The organism is Paenalkalicoccus suaedae, assembly GCF_006965545.2.
GTDB classification, from domain to species: domain Bacteria; phylum Bacillota; class Bacilli; order Bacillales; family Salisediminibacteriaceae; genus Paenalkalicoccus; species Paenalkalicoccus suaedae.
Genome location: NZ_CP041372.2, coordinates 362,112 through 384,516, shown reverse-complemented (window position 1 = coordinate 384,516; position 22,405 = coordinate 362,112). Strand labels below are relative to the sequence as shown.

Annotated in this window: 25 protein-coding genes and 2 riboswitches; of the genes, 11 read left to right on the top strand and 14 right to left on the bottom strand. The window is 46.9% G+C overall.

Annotation, left to right across the window (positions count from 1 at the left end; genetic code table 11):
- Positions 1 to 474 carry a DinB family protein gene (locus tag FLK61_RS02380; RefSeq protein WP_176007941.1) on the bottom strand — a complete coding sequence of 158 codons (474 nt, stop codon included), beginning with the start codon at positions 472 to 474 and terminating at the stop codon, positions 1 to 3.
- A 193-nt stretch (positions 475 to 667) separates the two neighbouring features.
- Here FLK61_RS02380 and FLK61_RS02375 point away from each other — a divergent pair, with 193 nt between their 5' ends.
- The 6 genes from FLK61_RS02375 (at position 668) to FLK61_RS02350 (ending at position 4,809) form a co-directional block, all read left to right on the top strand.
- Positions 668 to 922: a hypothetical protein gene (locus FLK61_RS02375; protein ID WP_176007940.1), complete on the top strand. Its 255-nt coding sequence runs from the start codon at positions 668 to 670 to the stop codon at positions 920 to 922.
- A 24-nt stretch (positions 923 to 946) separates the two neighbouring features.
- Positions 947 to 1,708: a DUF4184 family protein gene (locus FLK61_RS02370; RefSeq protein WP_176007939.1), complete on the top strand. Its 762-nt coding sequence runs from the start codon at positions 947 to 949 to the stop codon at positions 1,706 to 1,708.
- A 57-nt stretch (positions 1,709 to 1,765) separates the two neighbouring features.
- Entirely contained in the window at positions 1,766 to 2,161 is a 396-nt protein-coding gene (locus tag FLK61_RS02365; protein WP_176007938.1) for a group-specific protein, read from the top strand.
- Positions 2,154 to 2,648, top strand: coding sequence for an RNA polymerase sigma factor (locus FLK61_RS02360; protein WP_176011107.1), 495 nt, complete (start codon positions 2,154 to 2,156; stop codon positions 2,646 to 2,648). The genes FLK61_RS02365 and FLK61_RS02360 overlap by 8 nt, the downstream gene beginning before the upstream one ends.
- Positions 2,645 to 2,887, top strand: coding sequence for a hypothetical protein (locus FLK61_RS02355; protein ID WP_176007937.1), 243 nt, complete (start codon positions 2,645 to 2,647; stop codon positions 2,885 to 2,887). Before FLK61_RS02360 ends, FLK61_RS02355 begins: the two co-directional genes overlap by 4 nt.
- A gap of 911 nt (positions 2,888 to 3,798) precedes the next feature.
- A complete protein-coding gene (locus tag FLK61_RS02350; RefSeq protein WP_430708784.1) occupies positions 3,799 to 4,809 on the top strand; it encodes an NADP-dependent oxidoreductase in 1,011 nt (336 codons plus the stop codon).
- A 64-nt stretch (positions 4,810 to 4,873) separates the two neighbouring features.
- Here the strand turns inward: FLK61_RS02350 and FLK61_RS02345 are convergent, their stop codons facing one another.
- The 13 genes from FLK61_RS02345 to FLK61_RS02285 form a co-directional block, all read right to left on the bottom strand.
- Positions 4,874 to 5,668: an MBL fold metallo-hydrolase gene (locus FLK61_RS02345; RefSeq protein ID WP_176007936.1), complete on the bottom strand. Its 795-nt coding sequence runs from the start codon at positions 5,666 to 5,668 to the stop codon at positions 4,874 to 4,876.
- 52 nt (positions 5,669 to 5,720) lie between these two features.
- Entirely contained in the window at positions 5,721 to 6,119 is a 399-nt protein-coding gene (locus tag FLK61_RS02340; RefSeq protein ID WP_176007935.1) for a VOC family protein, read from the bottom strand.
- A 320-nt stretch (positions 6,120 to 6,439) separates the two neighbouring features.
- Positions 6,440 to 6,802, bottom strand: a complete 363-nt coding sequence (locus FLK61_RS02335; protein ID WP_176007934.1) for a nuclear transport factor 2 family protein — start codon at positions 6,800 to 6,802, stop codon at positions 6,440 to 6,442.
- Between the two features lie 80 nt (positions 6,803 to 6,882).
- Positions 6,883 to 7,281 carry an HIT family protein gene (locus tag FLK61_RS02330; protein WP_176011105.1) on the bottom strand — a complete coding sequence of 133 codons (399 nt, stop codon included), beginning with the start codon at positions 7,279 to 7,281 and terminating at the stop codon, positions 6,883 to 6,885.
- A gap of 461 nt (positions 7,282 to 7,742) precedes the next feature.
- Positions 7,743 to 8,492 (bottom strand): DUF2785 domain-containing protein, encoded by a 750-nt coding sequence (locus tag FLK61_RS02325; RefSeq protein ID WP_176007933.1) that lies wholly within the window; start codon positions 8,490 to 8,492, stop codon positions 7,743 to 7,745.
- 142 nt (positions 8,493 to 8,634) lie between these two features.
- Positions 8,635 to 9,081, bottom strand: a complete 447-nt coding sequence (locus tag FLK61_RS02320) for a hypothetical protein (protein ID WP_176007932.1) — start codon at positions 9,079 to 9,081, stop codon at positions 8,635 to 8,637.
- 163 nt (positions 9,082 to 9,244) lie between these two features.
- Complete coding sequence (locus FLK61_RS02315) at positions 9,245 to 9,616, bottom strand: iron chaperone (RefSeq protein WP_176007931.1); 372 nt, start codon at positions 9,614 to 9,616, stop codon at positions 9,245 to 9,247.
- Between the two features lie 132 nt (positions 9,617 to 9,748).
- A complete protein-coding gene (locus tag FLK61_RS02310; RefSeq protein WP_176007930.1) occupies positions 9,749 to 10,195 on the bottom strand; it encodes a hypothetical protein in 447 nt (148 codons plus the stop codon).
- 708 nt (positions 10,196 to 10,903) lie between these two features.
- Positions 10,904 to 11,956 (bottom strand): S-methyl-5-thioribose-1-phosphate isomerase, encoded by a 1,053-nt coding sequence (gene mtnA, locus FLK61_RS02305; protein ID WP_176007929.1) that lies wholly within the window; start codon positions 11,954 to 11,956, stop codon positions 10,904 to 10,906.
- Positions 11,943 to 13,166 (bottom strand): S-methyl-5-thioribose kinase, encoded by a 1,224-nt coding sequence (gene mtnK, locus FLK61_RS02300; protein WP_217706303.1) that lies wholly within the window; start codon positions 13,164 to 13,166, stop codon positions 11,943 to 11,945. Before mtnK ends, mtnA begins: the two co-directional genes overlap by 14 nt.
- 12 nt (positions 13,167 to 13,178) lie before the next feature.
- A complete protein-coding gene (locus FLK61_RS02295; protein ID WP_176007928.1) occupies positions 13,179 to 14,177 on the bottom strand; it encodes an ABC transporter permease in 999 nt (332 codons plus the stop codon).
- 1 nt (position 14,178) lies between these two features.
- A complete protein-coding gene (locus tag FLK61_RS02290) occupies positions 14,179 to 15,660 on the bottom strand; it encodes a sugar ABC transporter ATP-binding protein (protein ID WP_176007927.1) in 1,482 nt (493 codons plus the stop codon).
- 24 nt (positions 15,661 to 15,684) lie between these two features.
- Positions 15,685 to 16,803, bottom strand: a complete 1,119-nt coding sequence (locus FLK61_RS02285; protein WP_176011103.1) for a sugar ABC transporter substrate-binding protein — start codon at positions 16,801 to 16,803, stop codon at positions 15,685 to 15,687.
- Positions 16,804 to 16,895: 92 nt separating this feature from the next.
- A riboswitch (SAM riboswitch) is annotated at positions 16,896 to 17,033 on the bottom strand.
- Positions 17,034 to 17,671: 638 nt separating this feature from the next.
- A riboswitch (SAM riboswitch) is annotated at positions 17,672 to 17,788 on the top strand.
- A gap of 93 nt (positions 17,789 to 17,881) precedes the next feature.
- Here FLK61_RS02285 and FLK61_RS02280 point away from each other — a divergent pair.
- The 5 genes from FLK61_RS02280 (at position 17,882) to FLK61_RS02260 (ending at position 22,197) form a co-directional block, all read left to right on the top strand.
- Positions 17,882 to 19,072 carry a 2,3-diketo-5-methylthiopentyl-1-phosphate enolase gene (locus tag FLK61_RS02280; RefSeq protein WP_176007926.1) on the top strand — a complete coding sequence of 397 codons (1,191 nt, stop codon included), beginning with the start codon at positions 17,882 to 17,884 and terminating at the stop codon, positions 19,070 to 19,072.
- A complete protein-coding gene (locus FLK61_RS02275) occupies positions 19,069 to 19,734 on the top strand; it encodes a 2-hydroxy-3-keto-5-methylthiopentenyl-1-phosphate phosphatase (RefSeq protein ID WP_176007925.1) in 666 nt (221 codons plus the stop codon). Before FLK61_RS02280 ends, FLK61_RS02275 begins: the two co-directional genes overlap by 4 nt.
- Positions 19,731 to 20,354: a methylthioribulose 1-phosphate dehydratase gene (locus FLK61_RS02270; RefSeq protein ID WP_176007924.1), complete on the top strand. Its 624-nt coding sequence runs from the start codon at positions 19,731 to 19,733 to the stop codon at positions 20,352 to 20,354. The genes FLK61_RS02275 and FLK61_RS02270 overlap by 4 nt, the downstream gene beginning before the upstream one ends.
- 43 nt (positions 20,355 to 20,397) lie before the next feature.
- Complete coding sequence (locus FLK61_RS02265; protein ID WP_176007923.1) at positions 20,398 to 20,940, top strand: AraC family ligand binding domain-containing protein; 543 nt, start codon at positions 20,398 to 20,400, stop codon at positions 20,938 to 20,940.
- Positions 20,941 to 21,003: 63 nt separating this feature from the next.
- Positions 21,004 to 22,197 (top strand): pyridoxal phosphate-dependent aminotransferase, encoded by a 1,194-nt coding sequence (locus FLK61_RS02260; protein WP_176007922.1) that lies wholly within the window; start codon positions 21,004 to 21,006, stop codon positions 22,195 to 22,197.
- The last annotated feature ends 208 nt before the right edge of the window (positions 22,198 to 22,405 follow it).

Genomic DNA, 22,405 nt, shown 5'->3' with positions numbered 1-22,405 from the left:
CTACACGTATAAATCAAACATCGATATATCATAGCCGCGCTGCTTTAAATACGTAAAAAATTGCCCGCGGTGATGAAAGAAATGTGACACCTCTTCTACCAACCAGTGCAGCTGCGTTTGGCCTTCCTCGGCATAGAATGGCGTCGTCTTTTTAGTCAAAAACTCCTCATCGGTTAGACCGAGCATGTAGCTCTCGTACGTCTCAAACCCCTCGTTCATCGCGTCAATCAACTCATCCGCAGTCGCAAGCTCCGCATATCGCTTTTCAATCTTCTGAATCGTCGCGTGATCATGCTCCTGCCAAATGTGCAAATCCACCTCAAAAATAGCCGCCGTATGCTCAGCAAGCTCCCTCACACTTCGCATATTCTCCGCCGGACGCCACGCCCAATCCTCCTCACGCAACTTACGCAATAGCCCCGCCATCGAACGCCTACCAAGATCCAACTCCTCTAAAAGCTCTTCACGAATCATCTCAACTACCTCCTTTATTTTTTGAAAATACAGGAAACACTCGTCTCTTTTATGCTACTTCTGGGAGAAGGGTACGTCTAGAGTAAATTATCTAAATCTCGTTACTAAATTGATTCAAACAGAGCTACATTTTCCCAAAATATGCTACAATCCTAATATGGAATAAAACGGAAAGAGAGGAATCAAACCTACCATGTCTAAAAAATCGTACATCACTCTATCACTTTTATGTTTTTTAATTGGAGCTGCAACATGGATACCAAACATTGCACTCAACGAATCCAATAGCCTGTTCTTACTCACTTTTCTCATCAATCCAGTCGGAATCCTGTTAGGCTACAAAGCTAACCATAATCTCTTGATGATCCTTAACGCCATCATGGCTGCAAGCTTTTTTGTCTTTATGTTTGTTGGGTATGCAATAGAGTTCTTTCTAAGTCTTACATAAGCAATTCCCCAGGAGTGAAGCCCAATGCCCTTAACACTTGCACATCCAGCCGCCGTTCTACCATTTTCCCGCAATAGTAAATATATCGACTTCACCGCGCTCGTTTTAGGTAGCATGGCGCCAGACTTCGAGTACTTCCTCCGCGGCCAGCCAGCCGGTGTCATCGGCCACACTTGGACTGGCTTCTTTGTGCTGAATCTGCCGATGGTTATTATTCTCTACATCCTATACAAAACGTTCATCCATAAAACCCTGTTCCAACACCTCCCAACATTTTTGCAGGATACTTATTCACAGAAAATCGAGCCGAAAGGGTTACTCAAAATCGTCGTCCTCCTCTACAGCGCCTTACTCGGCATGCTCACCCACGTTACGTGGGATTCCTTTACCCACCAGGAAGGATTCATGGTGCTACAGCTCTCGTTTTTGCGGAACAGTGTGCACGTCTTTGACTACACCATTCCTATTTACAGTCTCCTTCAGCATGGGAGCACGCTGTTGGGATTGACGGTGATCGTAGCGTATATGATGTTTCGCACAGCCAAATACAGCTCACACAGAAGGGCAAACGCTCCGACGCGTCAAAAGCTCGTCTACTGGAGTCAGATTGCTGGGCTAAGCGTTTTGTTAGTTGGATTCTGGTATGCGATCGATCCCGTGCCGCTTGCAGCAATCGGTGCCTATGTCGTCCGAATCATTGATGTCGTGGCGATTAGTTTGCTAGTAGTGTCGGTTTATTTTGTGTATGGGCGTCGAAGATATAAAAAGATTTTCTTATTTAAATGAACCTTCTCCCTCTCCCATCAGTATAGTCAGTAAGAAACAAAAATTTGGAGGGATACTATGGGAATTGGATTCATTATTTCGCTCATTGTCACATTCATTTGGATTACCGTTATTTTAAGTATCGCTATTCCATTCCAACGCGCACATAAAGTTAAAGTGAATGGAAAGACCGATTACAAAAAAGCGACCATCTACTTGAGATGGAATCGTTTAGATACGCTAAATGTCATTTTGGCCATCTACTTAATTCTTTGTGTGCAGACTCTCAATATGCTACTGTCCTTCGGCGTCACAATTGAGAATCCTTTTGTCCAATTTTTCACCAATCAAAGCCAAGCATGGGTTATTGTCTTGCTTGCCTACTTATTCTTCCGTATTACAAACACGTTAAAAACAATTCGTGCGCATTGGGGTGAGTCGCTTGACGCAGATGGCAGAGAAGGCGATGCGTGAGGTGTTATCCGAGGAAGAGTTACATGCTCTTTATGAGGATATGAAAGGTCCGTTGTACTCTTTTTTGTTTCGCTATACGCATGAGGAGCAATTCAGCATTGATCTCGTGCAGGAAACATTTGAACGCGTGAAGAAATATGAAGGGAACTACAACCAAGAAAAGGGCAGCATGAAAAATTATTTGTTTCAAGTAGCATACCGGCTGCTGATTACAAAGCTAAACAGACGTAAGACATTTCGAAGAATACTGCCTTTTTTATATACCTCGCAGGAAAAAACACTTGATACTGCTGATCAAATGACCGTCCGAGATGCCGTTCTCGCTCTTCCAGATAAACAAAGAGCTGTTATTATCCTTACGTACTATCACGACCTAACCCAAGTAGAGATTGGTTCTATATTAGAGATTCCCGTAGGCACGGTTAAGTCTCGACTTCATAAGGCAACAGCAACCCTAAAAGAGGCGTTAAAGGAGGACTTTAGATGACAAAAGATAAAGATCCGAAGCTGAACCAAAGGCTACAAACGTATCGCGTATATCCACCTGAATTTCCAATCAAACGACCAAACCGCTTGATGCGTATAGCTATTTGGCTCGGACAACCAGCGAGTAATCCGTTTGAACGGCTATTAAGTACCCCTAAAGCAACGCAGCTGACGTATCTGGGAGTGTTAGGAGGCGGAATTGGGTTGGCATTGGTTCAGTTACTTGTAGTGAAGGTGTAGAAGTTACCGTAGTTTTGTTCCCATTTTTTAACGTTAAGGACTTGGAGCTTCGCTCATTTAATGCGCGAAGTGCCACTTTTCTTAGATCTAACTGCCTTTCTCGCGATAGTTGAGGTAACTTTCACTTGGATTAACCTATGGATGGTTATGAAACTAGGTTTGGGGAGGAGAGTTATGTTCCGCATTTCCGAATTATGTGCCTCATCTGGCTTTTATGTTCCCTATTCATGATTTATGTGCCGCATTTCAAATTTATGGACTTCGTGCTCAGGGCACGACGAGTTATGTGCCCGATCTAAGTTTTATGTTCCCCATTCAAAATTAATGTGCCGCATTTCAATTTTATGGACTTCGTGCTCAAGGCAAGACTAGTTATGTGCCTCATCTCGCTTTTATGTTCCCCATTCAAGATTTATGTTCCGCATTTCTATGTTATGGACTTCGTGCTCAGGGCAAGACTAGTTATGTGCCTCATCTGGCTTTTATGTTCCTCATCTCAATGTTATGGACTTCGTGCTCAGGGCACGACGAGTTATGTGCCCGATCTAAGTTTTATGTTCCCCATTCAAGATTTATGTTCCGCATTTCTATGTTATGGACTTCGTGCTCAGGGCAAGACTAGTTATGTGCCTCATCTGGCTTTTATGTTCCTCATCTCAATGTTATGGACTTCGTGCTCAGGGCACGACGAGTTATGTGCCCGATCTAAGTTTTATGTTCCCCATTCAAGATTTATGTGCCGCATTTCTAAGTTATGGACTTCGCCCCCACCCTGCATCAACTCTAAATCAGCTCCATTCCACTTACCCTCTCCCCAATCCCACAAGCTTTTACATTTCTCCAAGCCCTCTCGCGTTCCATCTCCACCCAATTCGGGTAAGATAGAAAGTATCTTGATTGGAGGGATTGGCATGACACAACAAACAATTCAACTCGGACGTCGTCCAAAAGGGACGCCGACCTATGAGGACTTTAATTTTGTAGAGGCACCGATCGGTTCACCTGATAAAGGCGAGGTGCTCGTTCGGACGGTATACATATCCGTCGACCCGTATTTACGTGGTCGTATGAACGAAGGGAAGTCGTATATTCCTCCGTTTGAAGTAGGCGAGGTTATCTCAAGTGCTGTGATTGCACAGGTAGAGAAGTCAAACTCCGACCGATTTTCTGAAGGAGATGTCGTGATTGGCTCACTCGGCTGGCAGGAATATTCGGTCGTGAAGGATAACGAAGTCCGCAAAGTCGATCATCATCAGGCGCCAGCATCAGCCTATTTAAGTGTGCTTGGTATGACCGGGCTCACGGCGTACTTCGGGCTGCTCGATATCGGCAAGCCGAAGGAAGGCGAGACGGTAGTCGTCTCAGGCGCGGCTGGCGCAGTTGGCTCGGTGGTTGGACAGATCGCCAAGTTAAAAGGTGCTCGAGTCGTTGGAATTGCAGGATCTGACGAGAAAACGAGCTATCTCAAGGATACACTCGGCTTTGACGCAACGATTAATTATAAGACAGAAGACATCGCGCAAGCACTCAAAGACGCATGTCCAGACGGTATCGACGTCTACTTTGAGAACGTCGGCGGTGAGGTTGGCGACGCGGTATTCCCGCTCCTTAACAACTTTGCTCGCATCCCAGTTTGTGGCGCGATCTCTTCCTACAACAACACGGAGCCGGACCTCGGACCACGCGTCCAAGGGTACCTCATCAAAACGAGCTCCCTCATGCAAGGCTTTACTGTCGGCAACTACTCCTCCCGCTTCAAAGAGGGCGCCGAGGCATTGGCCGGTTGGTTAAGCGAGGGCAAGCTAACCTATGAGGAAACAATCACCGAAGGCTTCGACCACACGATTGATGCGTTCCTCGACCTCTTCAAAGGCGCGAACACAGGTAAAGCAGTCGTGAAGGTAAGTGAGATTCAGGAGTAGTATCTTTTGTTGAGAAAATAAAGCGAAGGAGCGCAGACATCGGGTCTGTGCTCCTATTTTTATCTTATTTCATTTCCGCCATCTTTTTATTATGTAAATGACTCTCATGCATTCCTTCATAAAAGCGAAACTTCTCCCTACAAAGCTTCTCCAACTCATCATTGTCATCTAGTAAATGCTCTAAATAATAGTGAGAAAAGGTGATTCTCTCCTCTATTTCTTGCTTGACCGCTGTCACAGTGCCATGCCCAGGTACATGGTAGCTTATGTCATGATTCTTCACGATCTGACTCGCTTTTCTCACCGTATCTTTATAATCCTTGTAGCTACTGTAGATAAACGGGAATTCGACATCAGACAAGTAATCGCCGGAAAGGAAAATTCCTAAAGTCTCTATCACCGTAAATAATCCATCATGAGTATGGCCCGGCGCCTTGTAAAAAGTTGCTTTAATATCTCCTAGCTGCACGCTCTGTCCGTCATGTGTGATCGGAATATCAACCGACGGATACGCAGGCTCATAGAGCCTTTCTACATAATACTGTTGATCAAAGCTCCGAATTTGCTTCATAGCTTCTTCTTTATCGGGATTTTTCGCGAGCTCCTCTGTCGCAATAACCGTCGCTTTTGGAAATACACCTGATCCGATGATGTGATCGAAATCGCTGTGCGTGTAAATGACATACAGCTCCCTATGGCCCAGCCGTTCGTTAACATAGGCCTTGATCGCCTCTATTTCATGCGGTAACCAAGTGGGATCCGCTACAATCATCACGTCATCTGTATGTATGATCGCCGCGTTTGTCTGAAAGAGAGAGCTTTGAAAGACGGTTAAATGAGTATCTTCAATACGGATCATATCGGTTCTCCCCTCTACGTTTTAATCGATCTGTTTGCAAATGTTGCTTCTATCAATTAGGCGCCACTAGCTCCACCTTAATCCGATCCGGATCCTCAAAATAAACGGCATAATAGTCTTTCCCACCAGCAAATGGATGCTTGTCCTGATACAGGATTGCCACTCCCCTAGCTCGCAACTCCTCCGTCACCTCATCGACCTCCGCACGCGAGCTCGCATGGAACGCTAAATGATTCAATCCGACGCGACTGCGATGATACGGCACATCCAAAAACCTCTCTTCCGTTTGGACGAAAACAAGGTAGGAATCTCCTAAGATCCAGCTGCGCCCCTGCTCCCATTCTTGGTAAGATTCATACCCTAGCCGCTTTAAAAACCAGTCCCAAAAATCAACGGTTTTAGCTAAGTCTGAAACAAAGATTTCAACGTGGTGAATAAGTCCTTTTGTCATGAAGAATGGCTCCTTTTAGTTTAGGGTTTTAGAGCTTGATGATGTTTCACTTTCACCTTTAATAGGAAAATAGTTTTCAATTCTTATCTCGTATTTGTTCTAATATTTCTATTACACGATTGTTTTGTTTTTCAATAGACTTTAATCTTTTCTCAATGATGCTTGAAGAGAAAAACACAATTAGTACAATAGATATTCCGACTATTAGATCCATCTCTATTCCTCCGCTTAAATCATTTTTGCCTTTGCTTTTTAGAGATTAGTGTTAGTAGTGCCTTATTAAACTAACGCTTCTGTTTGTTTAATAGGCGAACCTCAATTTATTGCTTAGTTACAGTTCCTTGATGAAAAGTCATTTGCCATTTCCCATCATTCAATTTCCAGACAGAACTTCGTAAAGAGTATTTCATGTTTCTTTTTATAAATACCTTAAATGTAGTTAGTGCAGAAGTTGGTGAAAGGTACTTTATTTCAAAGTTACTCAATGTAATTTGTGGGTCTTCTTCGTTAGGTAGGCGACTTAACACATTTTCTTTATCGTAAATCTCTCCTGTGCTTGAATATTCAACAAAATCATCTGCTATTAACTCGTTTAATATTTCAACGGATTTACGAACTTCACCTTTAAGTAAAGTGGTTTCTAAAGAATATAAATGTTCTTTAAGTTTTAGGTGCTGTTCCATTCCAATTCCCCTTTCCTTCATAAAATTCCAGCATACTTCTTAAACAAACCTACGTTGGTTAAGTGAATTCCCTCATTCATCTAGCCCCTATTATTCTCCTTACTCTTAAACAAATATCTAATCCCTTTCCCTGCGAGTGGTTCGTCCGCATATCTTGGTATTACGTGGAAATGTGCATGGAACACATGCTGTCCCGCTTCTTCTCCGCAGTTCCAGCCGAGATTGTATCCATCTGGTTGATGCACTTCATCTATATACTTTTTGACCTCATGCAAGAGACTATATGTCCCTTGCCATTCTTCGGCTGTTAAATCAAACGTCGTTTCTCTATGTACTTTAGGTACGATCAATCCAGCCCCCTCAAGCTGCACTCCCCGTATTTGCGCCTCATCTACTTGTAAAAACATACAGTGCTCGTTGCTTAATACAACGTTTTGATCGGGGACTAATTCTACCTGACAGAAAATACATCCATTCATTAGTTTATCAATTCCCTCAGTAGCAAATGCTCTTCTTACAGGTGCCCCTAATGCTTTTAGGAATCCTTCAGCAGACATGTTATTCACTCCTTTTTAGAAACTTCATTTCCCATTTTTAAATCTGACATTATCATATGTTGTAATCATAATAACCTGTTTTACAAGCCTTCCTGACCCATTAAAAAATAAATGAATAAGGCGCCAGCAAGTACTATATTCGCAGCTTTAAAAATTGTTTCATACCTGCTCCATTTCAATCCTCCTACGTAAAAAATGATCCAGATTATTATACTAAAAGGGATTACGATAGGAACAAGCTGCGGTTGAGGTCCAAAGATTAATAGTCCAGCTAAATAAAAGAAGCTAATTCCAAACACAATGAAACCTGTAATAATATGTATCATTAAACGAGCTACATCCTTCCTATTCCAACTTACTAATTAAGACGCGCAAAAGCCTTATTAATTAGGTTCATATATTGCCTTATGGAATCCCTTCAACACGTCTGTTATTTCTTGGCGGGTTTGTAACGCGAAGTCTCGATACGCAAGTCTAAAATATAGCGTCTGCAAAAATACAGTGAGCGTTCTTTTCGTGTAGAAGTAGTTTCGTGAAAAGCCTTCGTTATCGTGGAGGGCGTTTAAACTACATTCCATTTGCTTGATCCACACAATTACCGAGTCCTCCGGCAGCCCTCGATTCATCAATGCCTCTATGACAAAAACCAGTCGCTCTTCCTCGTCGTCTATGTAGGTAGCTTTTTTACCTAAACAGGCAGCAACTGCATTTAACATCGTCGCATGATTTTCTTCCAGAGTAAGTGAATGTCGGCAAATCGCCGCTAGTAAGTCGGCGCCGTGGGCCATGCTGTGCGCCCAGCCTTTGCGCTCGACAAAGCCTCTCGTGTCCTGCTCCTGGTGGAGGTAATCTGTGCTCAATCGGACGAGACGTTGAAAGTCTACCTCACTTAAAAGCCTACGCTCCCTATCTCGTTCTACTAGTTGCGCCAAAACTAGCGCTGTAAAGGATCGCGTAAAAACAGCGTCTGTGCCTGACTCCCCTATTCGATAGAAAAGATGGTTGTCACCTAAGCATGTATGTAAAAGGTGCATAAATTGGTCGGGCGATAATAAGTCGCTTGCAATGATGTGACAAAACATTGGGTAGATGCGCTCATCTCGTAATGTTGGATCCGCATCTCCAATATGCATAAGCATGTCTCTTAAGAGCGTCTCTACTTCGTTCGGTTGAATTCTGTCTATTCCTTGCTCTAAATAGACGTCAATTTGTTGTGATAGGTTGATAGGGATCACTCCTTAAAGGTGACTGCATGGTTGATTTATGGTGCTACAATTAGGCAGGAGCTTTACGCTTAGAGCGGAACGAAAGATAGAGAGCGCCGATCAGCGTTTGGATTACTAAAAATACAGTCGCGGCAGCTAGGCTGATGATCAATAAACCTAACCCTGGCAATCTGAATCCCGGCTCGAGAATGAGCGTATATAGGATACTTGCGAAAATCCCTAGACCAAGGTAAAGGATCATGGAGCTTACAATGACTAGCTTGCTATTGTGCCGACATTTAACATAGATAAATCGGTCAAGAAATGGTGTGATAGCACCTCCGAAGATAACATAGAGAAAGAAAATGATCGGGAAGGCGAATGCGAAGACCGAATATACACTCGTGTTAGGCGTTGGCGACATCCAGTTGCCAACCGAGACTGCAATTACAATCAGTAGGATAGACGAGAGGATTATCGTAATAAGTTTAACTGGTATGCTTCTTGATACAAACAAGGGGGACACCTCTTTCGTCAGCTATCGTAGCAACCCAACTGGTAGAAAAGACTACCGCTTCATTCTAAGTTTGTTTAGCTTCTCGTGATTGTTGGCAAGACACGTATGCAGCTTCGTATAACACGTCTGCCTTCTCTTCAAATTCGCAATTATGACTTCTGTCTTACTTCCTCCAAAACGTCTCGCAGTTAGCCTTATCCCATATATTAAAGTCGATCATTTTTGCCAATAGCTCATAGTCTACCTCGCCTTTCCATGGAATTCTTACTAACTCTTTCGTATAGTCATAACCTGCCTTCACAATATCCTCCTCGACGTGAGTCATTGTCACGCTCTCAGGTGCCACGGCCAAGTGTTTTTTCGACACACTAAATCCGATAATAAACGTACCATGGTCCGTAAACATTGGTTGGTTCCACTTAATTTCCGTCTCCAACTGCGGGTAAGTACTTTTTACCCAATCTAGAACCTCCGCCGTTTTTTCTCGGTGATCTTCGTTATCTATTTTTTCTAGAAACGATGTAAAGTCCGTCATATTTATACCCCTTCTCTTTAAAAGTCTTTATATTCTATTCCACTAGTCTACTAGTATCTCCTCCTAATTCCTTTGGGAATACAGAGTTCTTTTTAGTGTAGACTAGATTTTCTGTCCATGAAAAAAAGCCCCTTAGCTAGGAGCTTTGCGATTCGTGCGCATGTTTAGGAAGATCCAGCCGATCACCGTTTGCACGATTAAAAATAAGAGTGCGGCAGCTATGCATATAAAGATCCCTGACGCGAAGAAGAACATGCTTGCAGAAAGTATCGACAAAAAGATGTTCGTCAAAAGTCCAAGTGCCAAATATAAAAGGATGGAGCTGATGATGATATATTTAAGGCTGTGGCGAAATCGTTTATAAATAAACCTATCTACTACTGGTGTGAGCATTCCACCAAAAATAGTGTATAGAAGAAAGCTTGGAACAAGTGCATAAGAAAACGAAGTAATTAGGGAGATATCAGCAGGTGATGCTGTCCCTGATCGCCCGAGTAACGCAAGTGACAGGCTAAAAATGAGAGATGATAGGATAATCGTTATGATTTTGATCGGCATATTCCTACTACGAAACATCATGTCCCCTCCGTTCTACACACTACCGTGAGTAAGCAGCTACTTCTCTGGTCGTTTCGTGAGCTCGTCTACTTAATTGAATGTATGCGGGGACATAGATGTTCATAACCTTACTCTTCAAAACGGCTACTTTTAACGGAGCTATTTACCTTTATCGGTGGTTTTGCTATAGTGCGTTCAACTTCTATTATTAAGTGTTGCTCACATAGACAGTGCACGACATAAGGACGCTATAGATGCCCAACTGCCATTCTACCAAGACCCCACGTGGTGGTAGCACAGGGCAACTGGCGGTTTTCGGTTTTTAGCAGTGACTTTCGGTAAGTGTGTTTAACTTCTCGTTGATTTTGACAAAGTGTGTTCACGTTCTCATATAATGTGCTCAACTTCTCATCGAATTCAGGAAAGTGCGTTCACGTTCTCATATAATGTGTTCAACTTCTCCGCTCCGCTGGTCTTGGTTCACATTGTATGTAACCATTCTCAATACTGATTTTTTCCATATTATTTACTTATTTGCACAACTACCTCTGAATTTAGCACAAACTGTCCGCTTTTCGGCACGGACTCTGCTCATTTTGTCACCACGCCACCTCCATTCAGCACAACCCTCCTCCATTTTGGCACCACCCCATAAACCAGCACCATAAACTAAGTAAAACAGCACCACAAAAAGAAGCTCGGACTTAGTCCGAGCTTCCTTACCCTACCCTATACCTCTACATGCTGCCTTACTTCAAACTGTCCGTTCTCGTCTGGATACAGCACGCCATTCTCCGTGATGATCGCTGTAATCAAGCTGTGGTCCGTAACATCAAAGGCGGGGTTATACGTCTTTACACCTGCTGGTGCCATTGGCTTCTCGTACCACGTGTCCGTAATTTCAGCGCCGTTGCGCTCTTCGATTTCAATTTCCGCTCCTGTTAAGCAAGCAACGTCGATCGTGGACGTTGGCGCGCACACGTAAAATGGGATGCCGTAGTGCTTCGCAATAATGGCGAGGCCTGATGTACCGATTTTATTAGCGGTATCTCCGTTTGCCGCAACACGATCGCAGCCGACTAAAATAGCGTCTACTTTCCCTTGTTGCATGACGATCGACGACATGTTGTCGCAAATAAGCGTGACATCAATGTCTGCTTGCTGCAACTCCCACGCCGTCAAACGTGCGCCCTGTAAAAGCGGACGTGTTTCGTCGGCATAAACGCGGAACGAATAGCCCGCTTCCTTTCCGAGGAACAACGGCGCAAGCGCCGTCCCGTATTTAGCCGTGGCAATGCCGCCAGCGTTACAGTGGGTTAAGATCCCCGCATCATGTGGCAAAAGCGCTAACGCATGACGACCGATCGCTTCACAAACGCGGGCGTCCTCGCGGCGGATTTCCTCTGCTTCTTCGCGAAGCGCGAGCAAAAGCTCCTCTACGGAACTCCAAGACTGCACGACGACTTGCTCCAGTCTCTCTAATGCCCATACAAGATTAACGGCCGTTGGACGAGAGGCTGCGAGGTAGGCTTTTACCTCGTAAAAATAGCGTGTTAAGTCATCTACTGATGCATAGCTGTGGCGCGCGAGCTCCACATAGGCTCCGTACGCGGCGGCGATCCCGATGGCGGGTGCTCCTCGTACCTGCAACGCGACGATGGCGTTAAAGACATCTTCTTTTGTGCGTAGCGTGTTATATGTGGTTTCTCCCGGAAGCAGTGTTTGGTCGAGAATGACGAGCGTCTGCTCATCCGTGAGTCGGACGGATTCAATGTGTGACATGGGTGGCTCCTTTTAAGGCATTTGTGATGTCTGTGCCGGTTTGATACTTGGCGCGATCTAGGATGAAGGCTTTGCCTAGCGTGAGGCAGGTGATTTCGGCCTTTGTGCGCGCTTCGGTGTTGGCGATGCTTGTGATGTCGGCTACTTTGGCGATGCCGATGATTCGGCGACACAGCTCAAGTCCGGCTACTGCTGTCGCATCCTCTAGGACGCTCTGTAAATAGTGCTCGAGGAAGCCGTCGTAACGAGCGACATGCTCGGTTGCTTTTGCTTCGAACGCTTGGATAAACTTTGTTTTAAAGCTGTCGATGAGCGTTTCGATGGTAGTCGTAATATACGCCTGGAACGATTCGCGTTCGCTCGGTCCCTCACTCGTGTGCTCGGCGTTGACGTAGGCAAAAATCAGATTGGCGATAATGGTGCCGACGTCGTAGCCAGCTGGTCCATAAAAGGCAAACTCAGGGTCGATGATTTTCGTTGCGTCTTGTGTGACAAAGATCGATCCGGTATGTAGATCGCCGTGCAACAGTGCCTGCGCATTCGTTAAGAATTGGAACTTGAGCTTCGCGGTCTCAAGCGCAAGGATTTTATCTCCCCAAATTTCGCGTTCGACGAAATGTCGCGTGCCGAGAAAGACATCGTTACGTGGATGCGCGTAGAAGGGCTCTGTGTATACGAGATCTTCGGTAATTTCGCATAGCTCGGGGTTTGTGAACGACTTAACGAGCTCCTTTTTCTCCTTGTGATTGAGCACAAGATCTGATGTGGAGACGAGCGTTTCGACGAGAAACGTAGACAGGTGCTCGGCAAGCTTTGGGTACGTTTCGTGCTTTAAAAACGCTGCACGCAGAATCGTATAGTCGGATAAATCCTCCATGACCACGCAATTCTTTTCGGCATCATAGTGATAGACCTCTGGCACGTAGCCTGGCGCGAGCGTCCCTTGCAAACGTAGGATATCCGTTTCAATGCGATTGCGATCGGGAGAAACGATGAACTCGTCTGAAATACGTGCAACTGGTCCTGCCTGCTTGATGATGAGGGATTGACCCGTTTTATCGTCGATCACACGGAAGACGTAGTTTAAGTTGCCGTCTCCGATTTCTTTACAGCTAAGCGACGCTGCTTCGTCGAAGTAATGGAGCTTTTCGCGCGCATAGTCGATAGCTTCCTGTTCTGTCATGATGGTGGACGTTACGTGATTCGTCATGTTTCTCTCCTCCTAATTCGTTTGTTTATAGTACGTCACTGCTAAGGCTAGTGCTAATACAGAGCCTTTGACGATGTCCATCGCGTAATACGGGACATTCATCATAATCAGTCCATTGGCTAAAATGCCGATTAAGACGGCGCCTACAAAGGTTCCGAAGGCGTTTGGCTTGCCTGCCCCAAGGACAGCAAATCCGATAAAAGCGGCTGCGACGGCGTCCATTAAATAGGGACCGCCTGCGTTAATTTCTGCTGTCATGACGCGTGACGCAAGGACAATCCCACCGAGCGCCGCGAATAGTGCGCTGAGACTATAGGCAAGCACTTTGTAACGATTGACTGGGATACCAGAAAGGCGCGCTGCCTCCTCATTCCCGCCGATCATATACATGTAGCGCCCGTGCTTGGTATACGTCAAAAAGATGTGGACGACAATCACCGCAACGACCATGATGATAATGATGTACGGCAGTCGTCCGAGTTGGCTAAAGAATGCCGGAATTTGCCCTGTTGCGTAGCTCCCATCGCTCATAATCATATTTTGAGAAATCGTGGCGCCCCTTGTGTACGTAAGCGCGACTCCTTGAATAATAAACATAACAGCGAGTGTGAGTAATAGGTCTGGGATTCTAATCTTTACAATCATCCACGCGTTAAACAGTCCAACACATAGCGCAACAGCAAAACCTACTGCGAGTGCGATCAGCGTTGGTTGGGAATACCAGACGAACATACTGATGACGACGGCGTTCGCAAGTGACGCGACTGAACCTACAGAAAGGTCAAAGCCACCGACGGATAGGCTGATCGTAATCCCGACCGCGATCAGTGTCACAATCGAAATCGAGCGTAGGATCGACAGCAGATTTGCCGGCTGTAGAAAGGCGGGATTTAAACTAGCGAATAGAGCGACTAGTAGGACGATAAGAATGATGGTGCCGTAGCGATATAAAAACGAGACAAAATCGAATGTTGTTGCTCCGGCTTTAGCCGATGCTTCCTTTGTAGACATGTTAGGCTCCTCCTGTTGCGAGCTGTAAAAGCTCTTCTTCCGTTGTTGTTGATGTGACTTCCCTTGTGATCGTGCCGTCGTACATGACGTAAATGCGATCAGCGATTCCAATCACTTCTGGGAGCTCGCAGGAGGCAAACAGAACGGCTTTGCCCCTCTCCGCAAGGCCTGTGATGAGCTCATAAATGTCTTGCTTCGCTCCAACGTCGACACCCTTCGTCGGTTCGTCAAAGATATACACATCCGCATCGTCGACCATCCACTTTCCGATCGCGATTTTCTGCTGGTTACCACCACTTAACGTACGTACTTTTGTGTGAATATTCGCTGTTTTTATGCCGAGCTGCTGCACGATTTCCCCTGCTTTTTTGTTTTCACGAGCTGGCGCTAAAAAGCTTGCTAGCCTCGTAAAGCTTGAGAGACTGGTTGCGGTGATGTTACAGGCCACCGTCTCATCTACAAAAATGCCCTCCTTGCGTCGCTCCTCTGGAACAAGCGCAAGCCCTCTTTTAACGGCATCATACGGGCTGTTTAGTGTCGCTTTCTTGCCTTGAATCGTTAGCGTGCCAGAGGTTGCTCGGCTGGCGCCAAATAGCACCTTACATAGCTCCGTTTTCCCTGCGCCAACGAGTCCTGCTAGACCCACGATCTCTCCTCCTGAGAGCGTGATGCTAACGTTTTTTATAAGCCCGCCGTCGGATAGATCCTGCGTACGGAGTAGCTCTTGCCCGATACGGCGCTTTGCAGAGGCGCCCGCAAACTGCGCCTCCAGCTTTTTGCCAAGCATCGCTTCCACGATCACATCCGTCGTTAGGCCAACGGTCGTGCGCTCAAGCACATCCTTGCCGTCACGCATCACCGTAATAGCATCACAGTGATCGAGTAATTCCTTGAGTCGGTGAGAAATGAAGATGATGAGCATACCACGTTGTTTAAGATCCTTTACGACGCGAAACAGCGCTTCTGTCTCTGTATTACTTAGTGGCGCCGTCGGCTCGTCGAGAATGAGAATACGACAGTCTGTTGCAATTGCTCGCGCTAACAGCACCATTTGCTTCTCCGCAAGCGTTAAATCCTGTACAAGCTTTTTGGTTGGGATAGCGACGTTTAACTCGCTCAGTACTTCCTTTGCCTTTTTGTGTAGAGAGCCCCATCCTACAGTCAATCGCTTTTGCGCAATGAGCTGTCCGGATAAGACGTTTTCCGCTACGGTGAGCGCCGGGAATAAGGCCGTATCGACCTCTTGGTGCACGAGCTGAATCCCTTGGCGTTGCGCCTTTTTGGGAGAGCCCGTGTCCACCTTTTCACCAGCAATCGTGATCGTGCCAGAGTCCTTTTGATGCACCCCGGCAAGCACGTTCATCATCGTCGACTTCCCCGCCCCATTTGCACCGATTAATGCATGTATCTCGCCTGCCTTCGCCTTAAACGTCGCCTCCTGCAACGCCTTTACGCCAGGAAACGAGAGCGATATGTCCTTCATCAACAGTTCCACGTCATCACCCTATTACTTATGATAGTCTTTTAATGTCGTCATCCAGTCTTCATGAAACGCATCTGTTTCTCCCCAGCCGTCCACAACATCGGCAAGTGTCACCATGTTAACTGGCTCGTCTGATGCAGCTAAGTCTTCTCGAGAGATGAGCGTTGCTTCTAAATCGTACGTCTCAGGCGTTTCTTCTCCTGCAAGCTTTTTCGCAAGTAAGCGTAGATTCACGGCTCCAACTAGCTTTGGATCAACCGCAGCGGTATACTCCCACGCGCTATTTTCCTGCTGGATCAGCTCTAAGTCTGCGTTCGAAACATCGATTCCATAGATCTTCACGTCGGAGCGTCCCGCTTCCTCAATCGCGCGAGCGGCTCCAATCGCAAACGCATCCCACGTCGCAAAGATCGCATCTAGTTCACCCTCTGGATATTGGTTAAGTAGCGCTGCTACAGCGTTTTGCGTTTGCACGCTCGTGTCCTCTGCTGCAACACCGAAGCGACTTACCTCAACAAGTTCTGGGTTTTCTTCTAAAATAGTTTCATAAACAGCGTTACGTCGCACCATCGGCGGGAAGCCGTCGACCCATAGGTAGGCAATGCTTGCTTCCCCGTCAAAGTCCTCAACAAGCTGATCGAGTGCCAGCTGCGCCAACGCCTCATCGTCCTGTGATGTCAGTGTGACGCCATCGATTTCAGCAAGATCCGGGATCGAGTCAAACGTGACGACCTCAATGCCTGCTTCTCGCGCTCGCTCAACCGCCTCCACCGTTGCTGCATCGTCTCCGTGAGAAAGAATTAAGCCGTCGACCTGACTTGTAATTGCCTGATCGATTGCATCGTGAAATCGTGCTGTATCCCCGTTTGCGGTAAATACGTCGACATCAAAGCCAAGCGACTCTCCTTCTTCCTGTACACCCGCTAAAAACTGTGCGGTGTGATCATCCCCACCAATCTTTCGAATCACGCGGACAGTGACGTCTTCGTCTGATGCGAATCGGTCTGGCACTCCTTCGAGCGAAGCCTCGTTTGACGTTGCGCCTTCCTGAGCGTCTGTTGCTGGTTCATTTTCCCCACACCCTGCTAGTAGAGCGGCTAGTGCTAATCCTGACGTTAGTAACCATTTGTTTTTCGCTGACATATTTTCTTCTCCTCCATCTGCTCCCCCGAGAACGTCCACGTAAAAAAGCCTCCTTCTTGTATAAGAAAGAGGCGGAAGCATGCATGGTCCGTCTCTTATCTCTCAGACTTAAATAAGCCTGTTGGATGTAGCACCGTACCTCACACCTTCTAGGAGGTTTCCGCAAATGTGCGGAAGGCCGGTTGCCGGGCGTCATAGGGCCAAATCCCTCAGCCAACTCTCGATAAGAGCAATATTTTTTTGTGTGTTGCGTTGGGAGTAATCATAAATCCTGAGTAGATCATTTGTCAATACCTTGAATGCAAGAAAATTTGAAGGAGAGTTTGTCAATTGGTTGGGGATGACTTTCCATATTGTAGAAGTGAAGTTGGACGCATTTTAGGAGAACGTGAACGCACATTGCTGATTTTGAGGAGAAGCTGAACACATTATTGGAGAACATAAACACACTTTGCCAAAATTCACTGAGAAGATGAACACACTTACCATAAGTGCGTGCAAAACCGCCAGTTGCCCTGTGCTCCCGCCTCGTGGGGTCTTCGTAAAGTGGCAGTTGGGCAATGTAAGGTCCTTGAGTGGTGGAATGTCTATGAAGTGAAGACATCATTTTAGAAACCAAACACAAAATAGGAGTTACCAAACACGGAATCGCAAAAACGGCGAGTTACCAAACACAAAAACGAAGATACCAAACACAGAATGCCAAAAATACGGACTTACCAAACACGCAGCTGCCTACCTAAAGCTGAAACCACTAAACGTGGCTCTACGTCCCCTCTCCTCCCCAATCTGAAAAAACTATTTGACAGCTCCTCCTTTCCCTGTCATAATCTGTTTCAACGATTCAAAATTGCATAATAATTTCAAACTCTTATGTAGAGCAGGTGGAGGGACGATCCCTATGATACCCGGCAACCTGTTTCGGTCAGACGTTGACTGATTCAAGGTGCTAATTCTCTCGCGCAGGATGCGTGGCAGATAAGAGGACATGATACCTGTCAGTACAAACCGACACGTCCTCTTCCATTTGCGAAGTGGACGTTTTTTATTTTCTCAAAAAGAAAGTGGGGCATGTGACATGAGCTTTGTGACAGCAACGTATCTCGTACCAGGCGGGCTTGACTTACATAAAAAAGCGGAGGGCATCGCGCTCGGGCTCACAGTTGGATCGTGGACGGATTTGCCGGCGCTCGAGCAGGCGCAGCTCAAAAAACACAAGGGCGAGGTGATCGCGACAAACGACGGCACGCCAAAAGCGACCATCACGATTCGCTATCCGGCGGTCAATTTCACGCCTGACATCCCAGCGATTTTAACAACGATTTTTGGGAAACTATCGCTAGACGGAGAAATCAAGCTTGTTGACATTGCCTTTGACGACGCACTAGCAAAGCAGTTCCCAGGCCCACAGTTTGGCGTTGATGGCATACGCGAGCTGATCGGCGTGCACGATCGCCCGCTCGTCATGAGTATTTTTAAAGGCATGATCGGCAAAGGACTTGATGAATTCGAAACGCAACTAGACGCCCAGGCTCGTGGTGGCGTGGACTTAGTAAAAGACGATGAAATTCTATTTGATAACCCCCTCACGCCTTTCGAAGAACGAGTAAAACGCGGGAAGCACATCTTAGATAAAGTCGAACAAGAAACGGGACGACGCGTCCTTTACGCCGTTAACCTGAGCGGACGCACCTTTGAGCTACGAGACAAAGCGCGTAAGGCAGTGAAGCTTGGCGCATCCGCCCTCCTGTTTAACGTATTCGCTTATGGACTGGATACGCTTCAGGCACTCGCCGAGGATCCTGAGATCAACGTTCCGATCATGGCGCACCCAGCCGTATCCGGAGCGCTCACGGCGTCGCCGGACTACGGCATCGCCAACAGCGTCCTACTAGGCAAGCTCCTGCGCATCGCAGGCGCCGATCTCGTCTTATTCCCATCACCGTATGGGAGCGTCGCACTGCCTAAGGAGGAAACAGATGCGATCGCGCTCGCACTAACAGAACCGACCGTCCACCGTGCCGCATATCCAGTACCGTCAGCCGGCATCCATCCTGGACTTGTACCTCACCTAGTCCGAGACTTCGGTGAAATTTCCGTTATTAACGCAGGCGGTGGGATTCACGGACACCCAGACGGATCAGCCGCAGGTGCAACAGCCTTCCGCCAAGCGGTCGACGCGGTGTTAGATGATACATCACTTGAGGATGCAGCCCTTCAAAAGGCAGAGCTCGCAGCTGCCATTAAGCTGTGGGGGCATCCACTATGACGGAACGCACACCGATTATCTTTTGCGACTTTGATGGCACGATTACAACAAAGGACAACATTATTGCCATCATGAAGGAGTTTGCTCCACCAAAATGGGAGCCGATCAAGGACGATATTTTAGCGCAGCGTGTCTCCATAAAAGAGGGCGTTGGTCGTATGTTTGATTTACTTGATACGTCTAAAAAGCAGGAGATCATCTCGTTTGTTCAACAATCAACTATTCGAGACGGCTTTGCAGACTTCGTGGCACACACGAACAAGGAAGACATTCCGCTCCATATTGTCAGTGGTGGTATTGATTTTTTCGTCCAGCCAATGCTTGAATCGTACGAGTTGAACGGCAACATCTACTGTAACGGTAGCGATTTTAGTGGAGATACCATCCGTATTACGTGGCCGCACGCCTGCGACGATCAGTGTGATAACGACTGTGGTTGTTGCAAACCGTCTATCTTACGCACGTACCCAAAGAACGACTATTACCGCATTGTTATTGGAGATTCGATTACGGACCTTGAAGCGGCAAAGCTCGCGGATCACGTCTTTGTATGCGGAGATTTTTTAGAAGAAAAATGTAAGGAGCTTCGGCTACCCTATACACGTTTTGCTGACTTTCGCACGGTTATTCACGCACTAAATACGTTAGGAGTGACGTCATGACAACAGCTGTTGATGTTTCACAAAGATGGGATGAGCTCGCGGCAGTTAAGGATGAGCTCGCCGAACGAGACTGGTTCCCCGGCACAAGCGGAAACCTCTCGATTAAAGTGACAGCGGTCCCGCTCACGTTCCTCGTCACAGCAAGTGGCAAGGATAAACGCAAGCGAACGCCGGAGGACTTTTTACTCGTCGATAAAGACAGTAGACCAGTAGAGCCCGGCGCGCTAAAGCCGTCGGCTGAGACGGTGCTCCACCAAAAGATTTATGAAAAAACACAGGCAGGCTGCTCACTTCACGTGCATACCGTAGACAACAACCTAATCTCCGACCTCTATTTTGAAGAAGGAGAGATTACATTTAAACATCAAGAGCTGATCAAGGCGTTCCAGATTTGGGAGGAAGACGGCGAGCTTAAGGTGCCCATCGTGGAGAACCATGCCGATTTGGATAAGCTCGCAGACGCAGTCGCAGAGCGAATTGAACCAGGCGTCCACGGCGTCCTCATCCGCAACCACGGTATTACCGCATGGGGACGGGATGCGTTTGAAGCTAAAAAACATTTAGAAGCATTCGAATTTTTATTTTCGTATCAAGTAAAAAGAGAGCTGTTACGCCGCTAAGGCGAGAGACTTTACCTAACTATTTTAAAGGAGGCTATTCACAATGGCGACAATTGTAATTCGCGACACGCAGGAAACGATTAAAGGAACGGATGAGGTACGTGCGTTTTTAGAAAGCCAGGAGGTGCTTTACGAGCATTGGGATCCAACAAAGCTCCCAACCGAGCTCCAAGGCAACTGCAAGATTGGAGACGAAGAAAAGGCTCAGATTTTAGAGACATTTGACGAGGACATTCGCTCTTTAGCGGACCGTCGTGGCTATAAAAAGTGGGATGTGATTGCGCTAAATGAAGACACGCCTGATCTGGAGACACTTTTGAAGAAATTTGAGCAGGTCCACACGCACACCGAGGACGAAGTTCGCGCGATTACTGCAGGATCTGGTAGCTTCGTGATCAAAGGCGCTGACACTGGCTACTTTGATGTCCAGCTAGAGCCAGGCGACGTAATCAGCGTACCCGTTGATACGCCTCACTTCTTTACGCTATCTGACGAGCGCCAAGTTGTGGCTGTTCGCCTCTTCATCGATCCAGAGGGTTGGGTCGCACACAAGTTTGATGATCCAGCGTTTGTTGCATCTAAGTAATTCAATAATGAGAGTTGGGCTTACGACATTCTTGTCCTAAGCCCCTTTTTTGGAGGTAAAACCATGACACACTTTGAGCAATCCGCACTCTTAAAGCGTCTCCCAGACCAATTCTTTGCGCGCCTCACGGCCAAGGTGAGAAACCTCGTTGCAGAAGGCCACGACGTGATCAATCTCGGACAAGGCAATCCTGATTTGCCAACGCCTGCCTTTATCGTCAAAGAGCTGCAGCAGGCTGCAACAAATCCAAGCTTTCATCAGTACTCCCCATTTAGTGGGCATACGTTTTTAAAAGAGGCTGTCGCCACGTTTTATAAGCGTGAGTACGATGTGACGCTCGATCCCGAGACTGAAGTTGCGGTGCTTTTTGGCGCTAAAACAGGTCTTGTCGAGATCAGCCAGTGTCTCTTAAATCCAGGCGACGTGGCGCTATTGCCCGATCCTGGTTATCCAGACTACACGTCTGGAATTGCGCTAGCGGAGGCACGCGCGTCGCTGTTCCCTCTATTAGCGGAGAATCACTTTTTGCCTGACTACGACTCGTTTTCTCAACAAGAGGTCGATAAGGCGAAGCTGTTGTTTTTAAACTACCCAAACAATCCAACGGCTGGTGTGGCGACCAATGCCTTTTTTGACGAAACAGTAGCCTTTGCCGCTGACAATAATATCTGTGTCGTACACGACCTCGCGTATGGAGCGATCGGCTTTGACGGCGTGAAGCCACCGAGCTTTTTACAGTCAGAAGGTGCGAAAGATGTTGGCGTGGAGATGTACACACTCTCCAAAACGTACAATATGGCAGGCTGGCGCGTCGGCTTCGCCGTAGGTAACGCCTCGGTTATTGAGAGCATTAATTTGTTGCAGGATCACATGTATGTGAGCTTGTTTGGCGCCATCCAACACGCAGCTGCCGCTGCTTTGTTGTCCGATCAGCGTGACGTGACAGAGCTTGTTGCGCGCTATGAAAGCCGACGCAACGTATTTATAGAAGGTTTGCGTGCGGCAGGACTTTCAGCCGTTGCTCCTAAAGGGTCCTTCTTTGTGTGGCTTCCTGTGCCAGAAGGATTCAGCTCCGAATCGTTTGCGGACTTCTTATTAAAAGAAGCGCACATTGTCGTGGCTCCTGGTAATGGCTTTGGCGAGTATGGCGAGGGCTATGTACGGATTGGGCTTTTGGCAGATGAGGAAAGGCTGCGGGAGGCTGTTGGGAGGATTGCGGAATTGGAGTTGGTGAAACGCTGTAGGTCAAAAGACTAAGATCAAAGGCGGCCACCTTCGGCGCCCCTACGCGGCGTTTGCTACTACTTGTGGGGGCTTGCTCAACTATTTCTGTCGGCCAAACCAATGGCCGACAGAAAGGATTTTCGCTGCGCGAAAGGGCTACCACTAGTAGTCACGCAAACGCCGCTTCGGGTTGCCTTCGGTTACGGTATATTAGTTGCACAACCTCCTTCTTTTTTATTAA

Bases quoted from the DNA above. Each gene is read 5' to 3' on its own strand.
- FLK61_RS02265 (WP_176007923.1), top strand. From the start codon at position 20,398: ATGGCGACAATTGTAATTCGCGACACGCAGGAAACGATTAAAGGAACG.
- FLK61_RS02270 (WP_176007924.1), top strand. From the start codon at position 19,731: ATGACAACAGCTGTTGATGTTTCACAAAGATGGGATGAGCTCGCGGCA.
- FLK61_RS02315 (WP_176007931.1), bottom strand. From the start codon at position 9,616: ATGACGGACTTTACATCGTTTCTAGAAAAAATAGATAACGAAGATCAC.
- FLK61_RS02295 (WP_176007928.1), bottom strand. From the start codon at position 14,177: ATGTCTACAAAGGAAGCATCGGCTAAAGCCGGAGCAACAACATTCGAT.
- FLK61_RS02370 (WP_176007939.1), top strand. From the start codon at position 947: ATGCCCTTAACACTTGCACATCCAGCCGCCGTTCTACCATTTTCCCGC.
- FLK61_RS02350 (WP_430708784.1), top strand. From the start codon at position 3,799: ATGACACAACAAACAATTCAACTCGGACGTCGTCCAAAAGGGACGCCG.
- mtnA (WP_176007929.1), bottom strand. From the start codon at position 11,956: ATGTCACACATTGAATCCGTCCGACTCACGGATGAGCAGACGCTCGTC.
- FLK61_RS02365 (WP_176007938.1), top strand. From the start codon at position 1,766: ATGGGAATTGGATTCATTATTTCGCTCATTGTCACATTCATTTGGATT.
- FLK61_RS02335 (WP_176007934.1), bottom strand. From the start codon at position 6,802: ATGGAACAGCACCTAAAACTTAAAGAACATTTATATTCTTTAGAAACC.
- FLK61_RS02285 (WP_176011103.1), bottom strand. From the start codon at position 16,803: ATGTCAGCGAAAAACAAATGGTTACTAACGTCAGGATTAGCACTAGCC.
- FLK61_RS02290 (WP_176007927.1), bottom strand. From the start codon at position 15,660: ATGAAGGACATATCGCTCTCGTTTCCTGGCGTAAAGGCGTTGCAGGAG.
- FLK61_RS02360 (WP_176011107.1), top strand. From the start codon at position 2,154: ATGCGTGAGGTGTTATCCGAGGAAGAGTTACATGCTCTTTATGAGGAT.
- FLK61_RS02280 (WP_176007926.1), top strand. From the start codon at position 17,882: ATGAGCTTTGTGACAGCAACGTATCTCGTACCAGGCGGGCTTGACTTA.
- FLK61_RS02375 (WP_176007940.1), top strand. From the start codon at position 668: ATGTCTAAAAAATCGTACATCACTCTATCACTTTTATGTTTTTTAATT.
- FLK61_RS02325 (WP_176007933.1), bottom strand. From the start codon at position 8,492: ATGCATATTGGAGATGCGGATCCAACATTACGAGATGAGCGCATCTAC.
- FLK61_RS02330 (WP_176011105.1), bottom strand. From the start codon at position 7,281: ATGAATGGATGTATTTTCTGTCAGGTAGAATTAGTCCCCGATCAAAAC.
- FLK61_RS02380 (WP_176007941.1), bottom strand. From the start codon at position 474: ATGATTCGTGAAGAGCTTTTAGAGGAGTTGGATCTTGGTAGGCGTTCG.
- FLK61_RS02345 (WP_176007936.1), bottom strand. From the start codon at position 5,668: ATGATCCGTATTGAAGATACTCATTTAACCGTCTTTCAAAGCTCTCTC.
- FLK61_RS02355 (WP_176007937.1), top strand. From the start codon at position 2,645: ATGACAAAAGATAAAGATCCGAAGCTGAACCAAAGGCTACAAACGTAT.
- mtnK (WP_217706303.1), bottom strand. From the start codon at position 13,166: ATGACGAATCACGTAACGTCCACCATCATGACAGAACAGGAAGCTATC.
- FLK61_RS02260 (WP_176007922.1), top strand. From the start codon at position 21,004: ATGACACACTTTGAGCAATCCGCACTCTTAAAGCGTCTCCCAGACCAA.
- FLK61_RS02340 (WP_176007935.1), bottom strand. From the start codon at position 6,119: ATGACAAAAGGACTTATTCACCACGTTGAAATCTTTGTTTCAGACTTA.
- FLK61_RS02275 (WP_176007925.1), top strand. From the start codon at position 19,069: ATGACGGAACGCACACCGATTATCTTTTGCGACTTTGATGGCACGATT.
- FLK61_RS02310 (WP_176007930.1), bottom strand. From the start codon at position 10,195: ATGATGTTTCGTAGTAGGAATATGCCGATCAAAATCATAACGATTATC.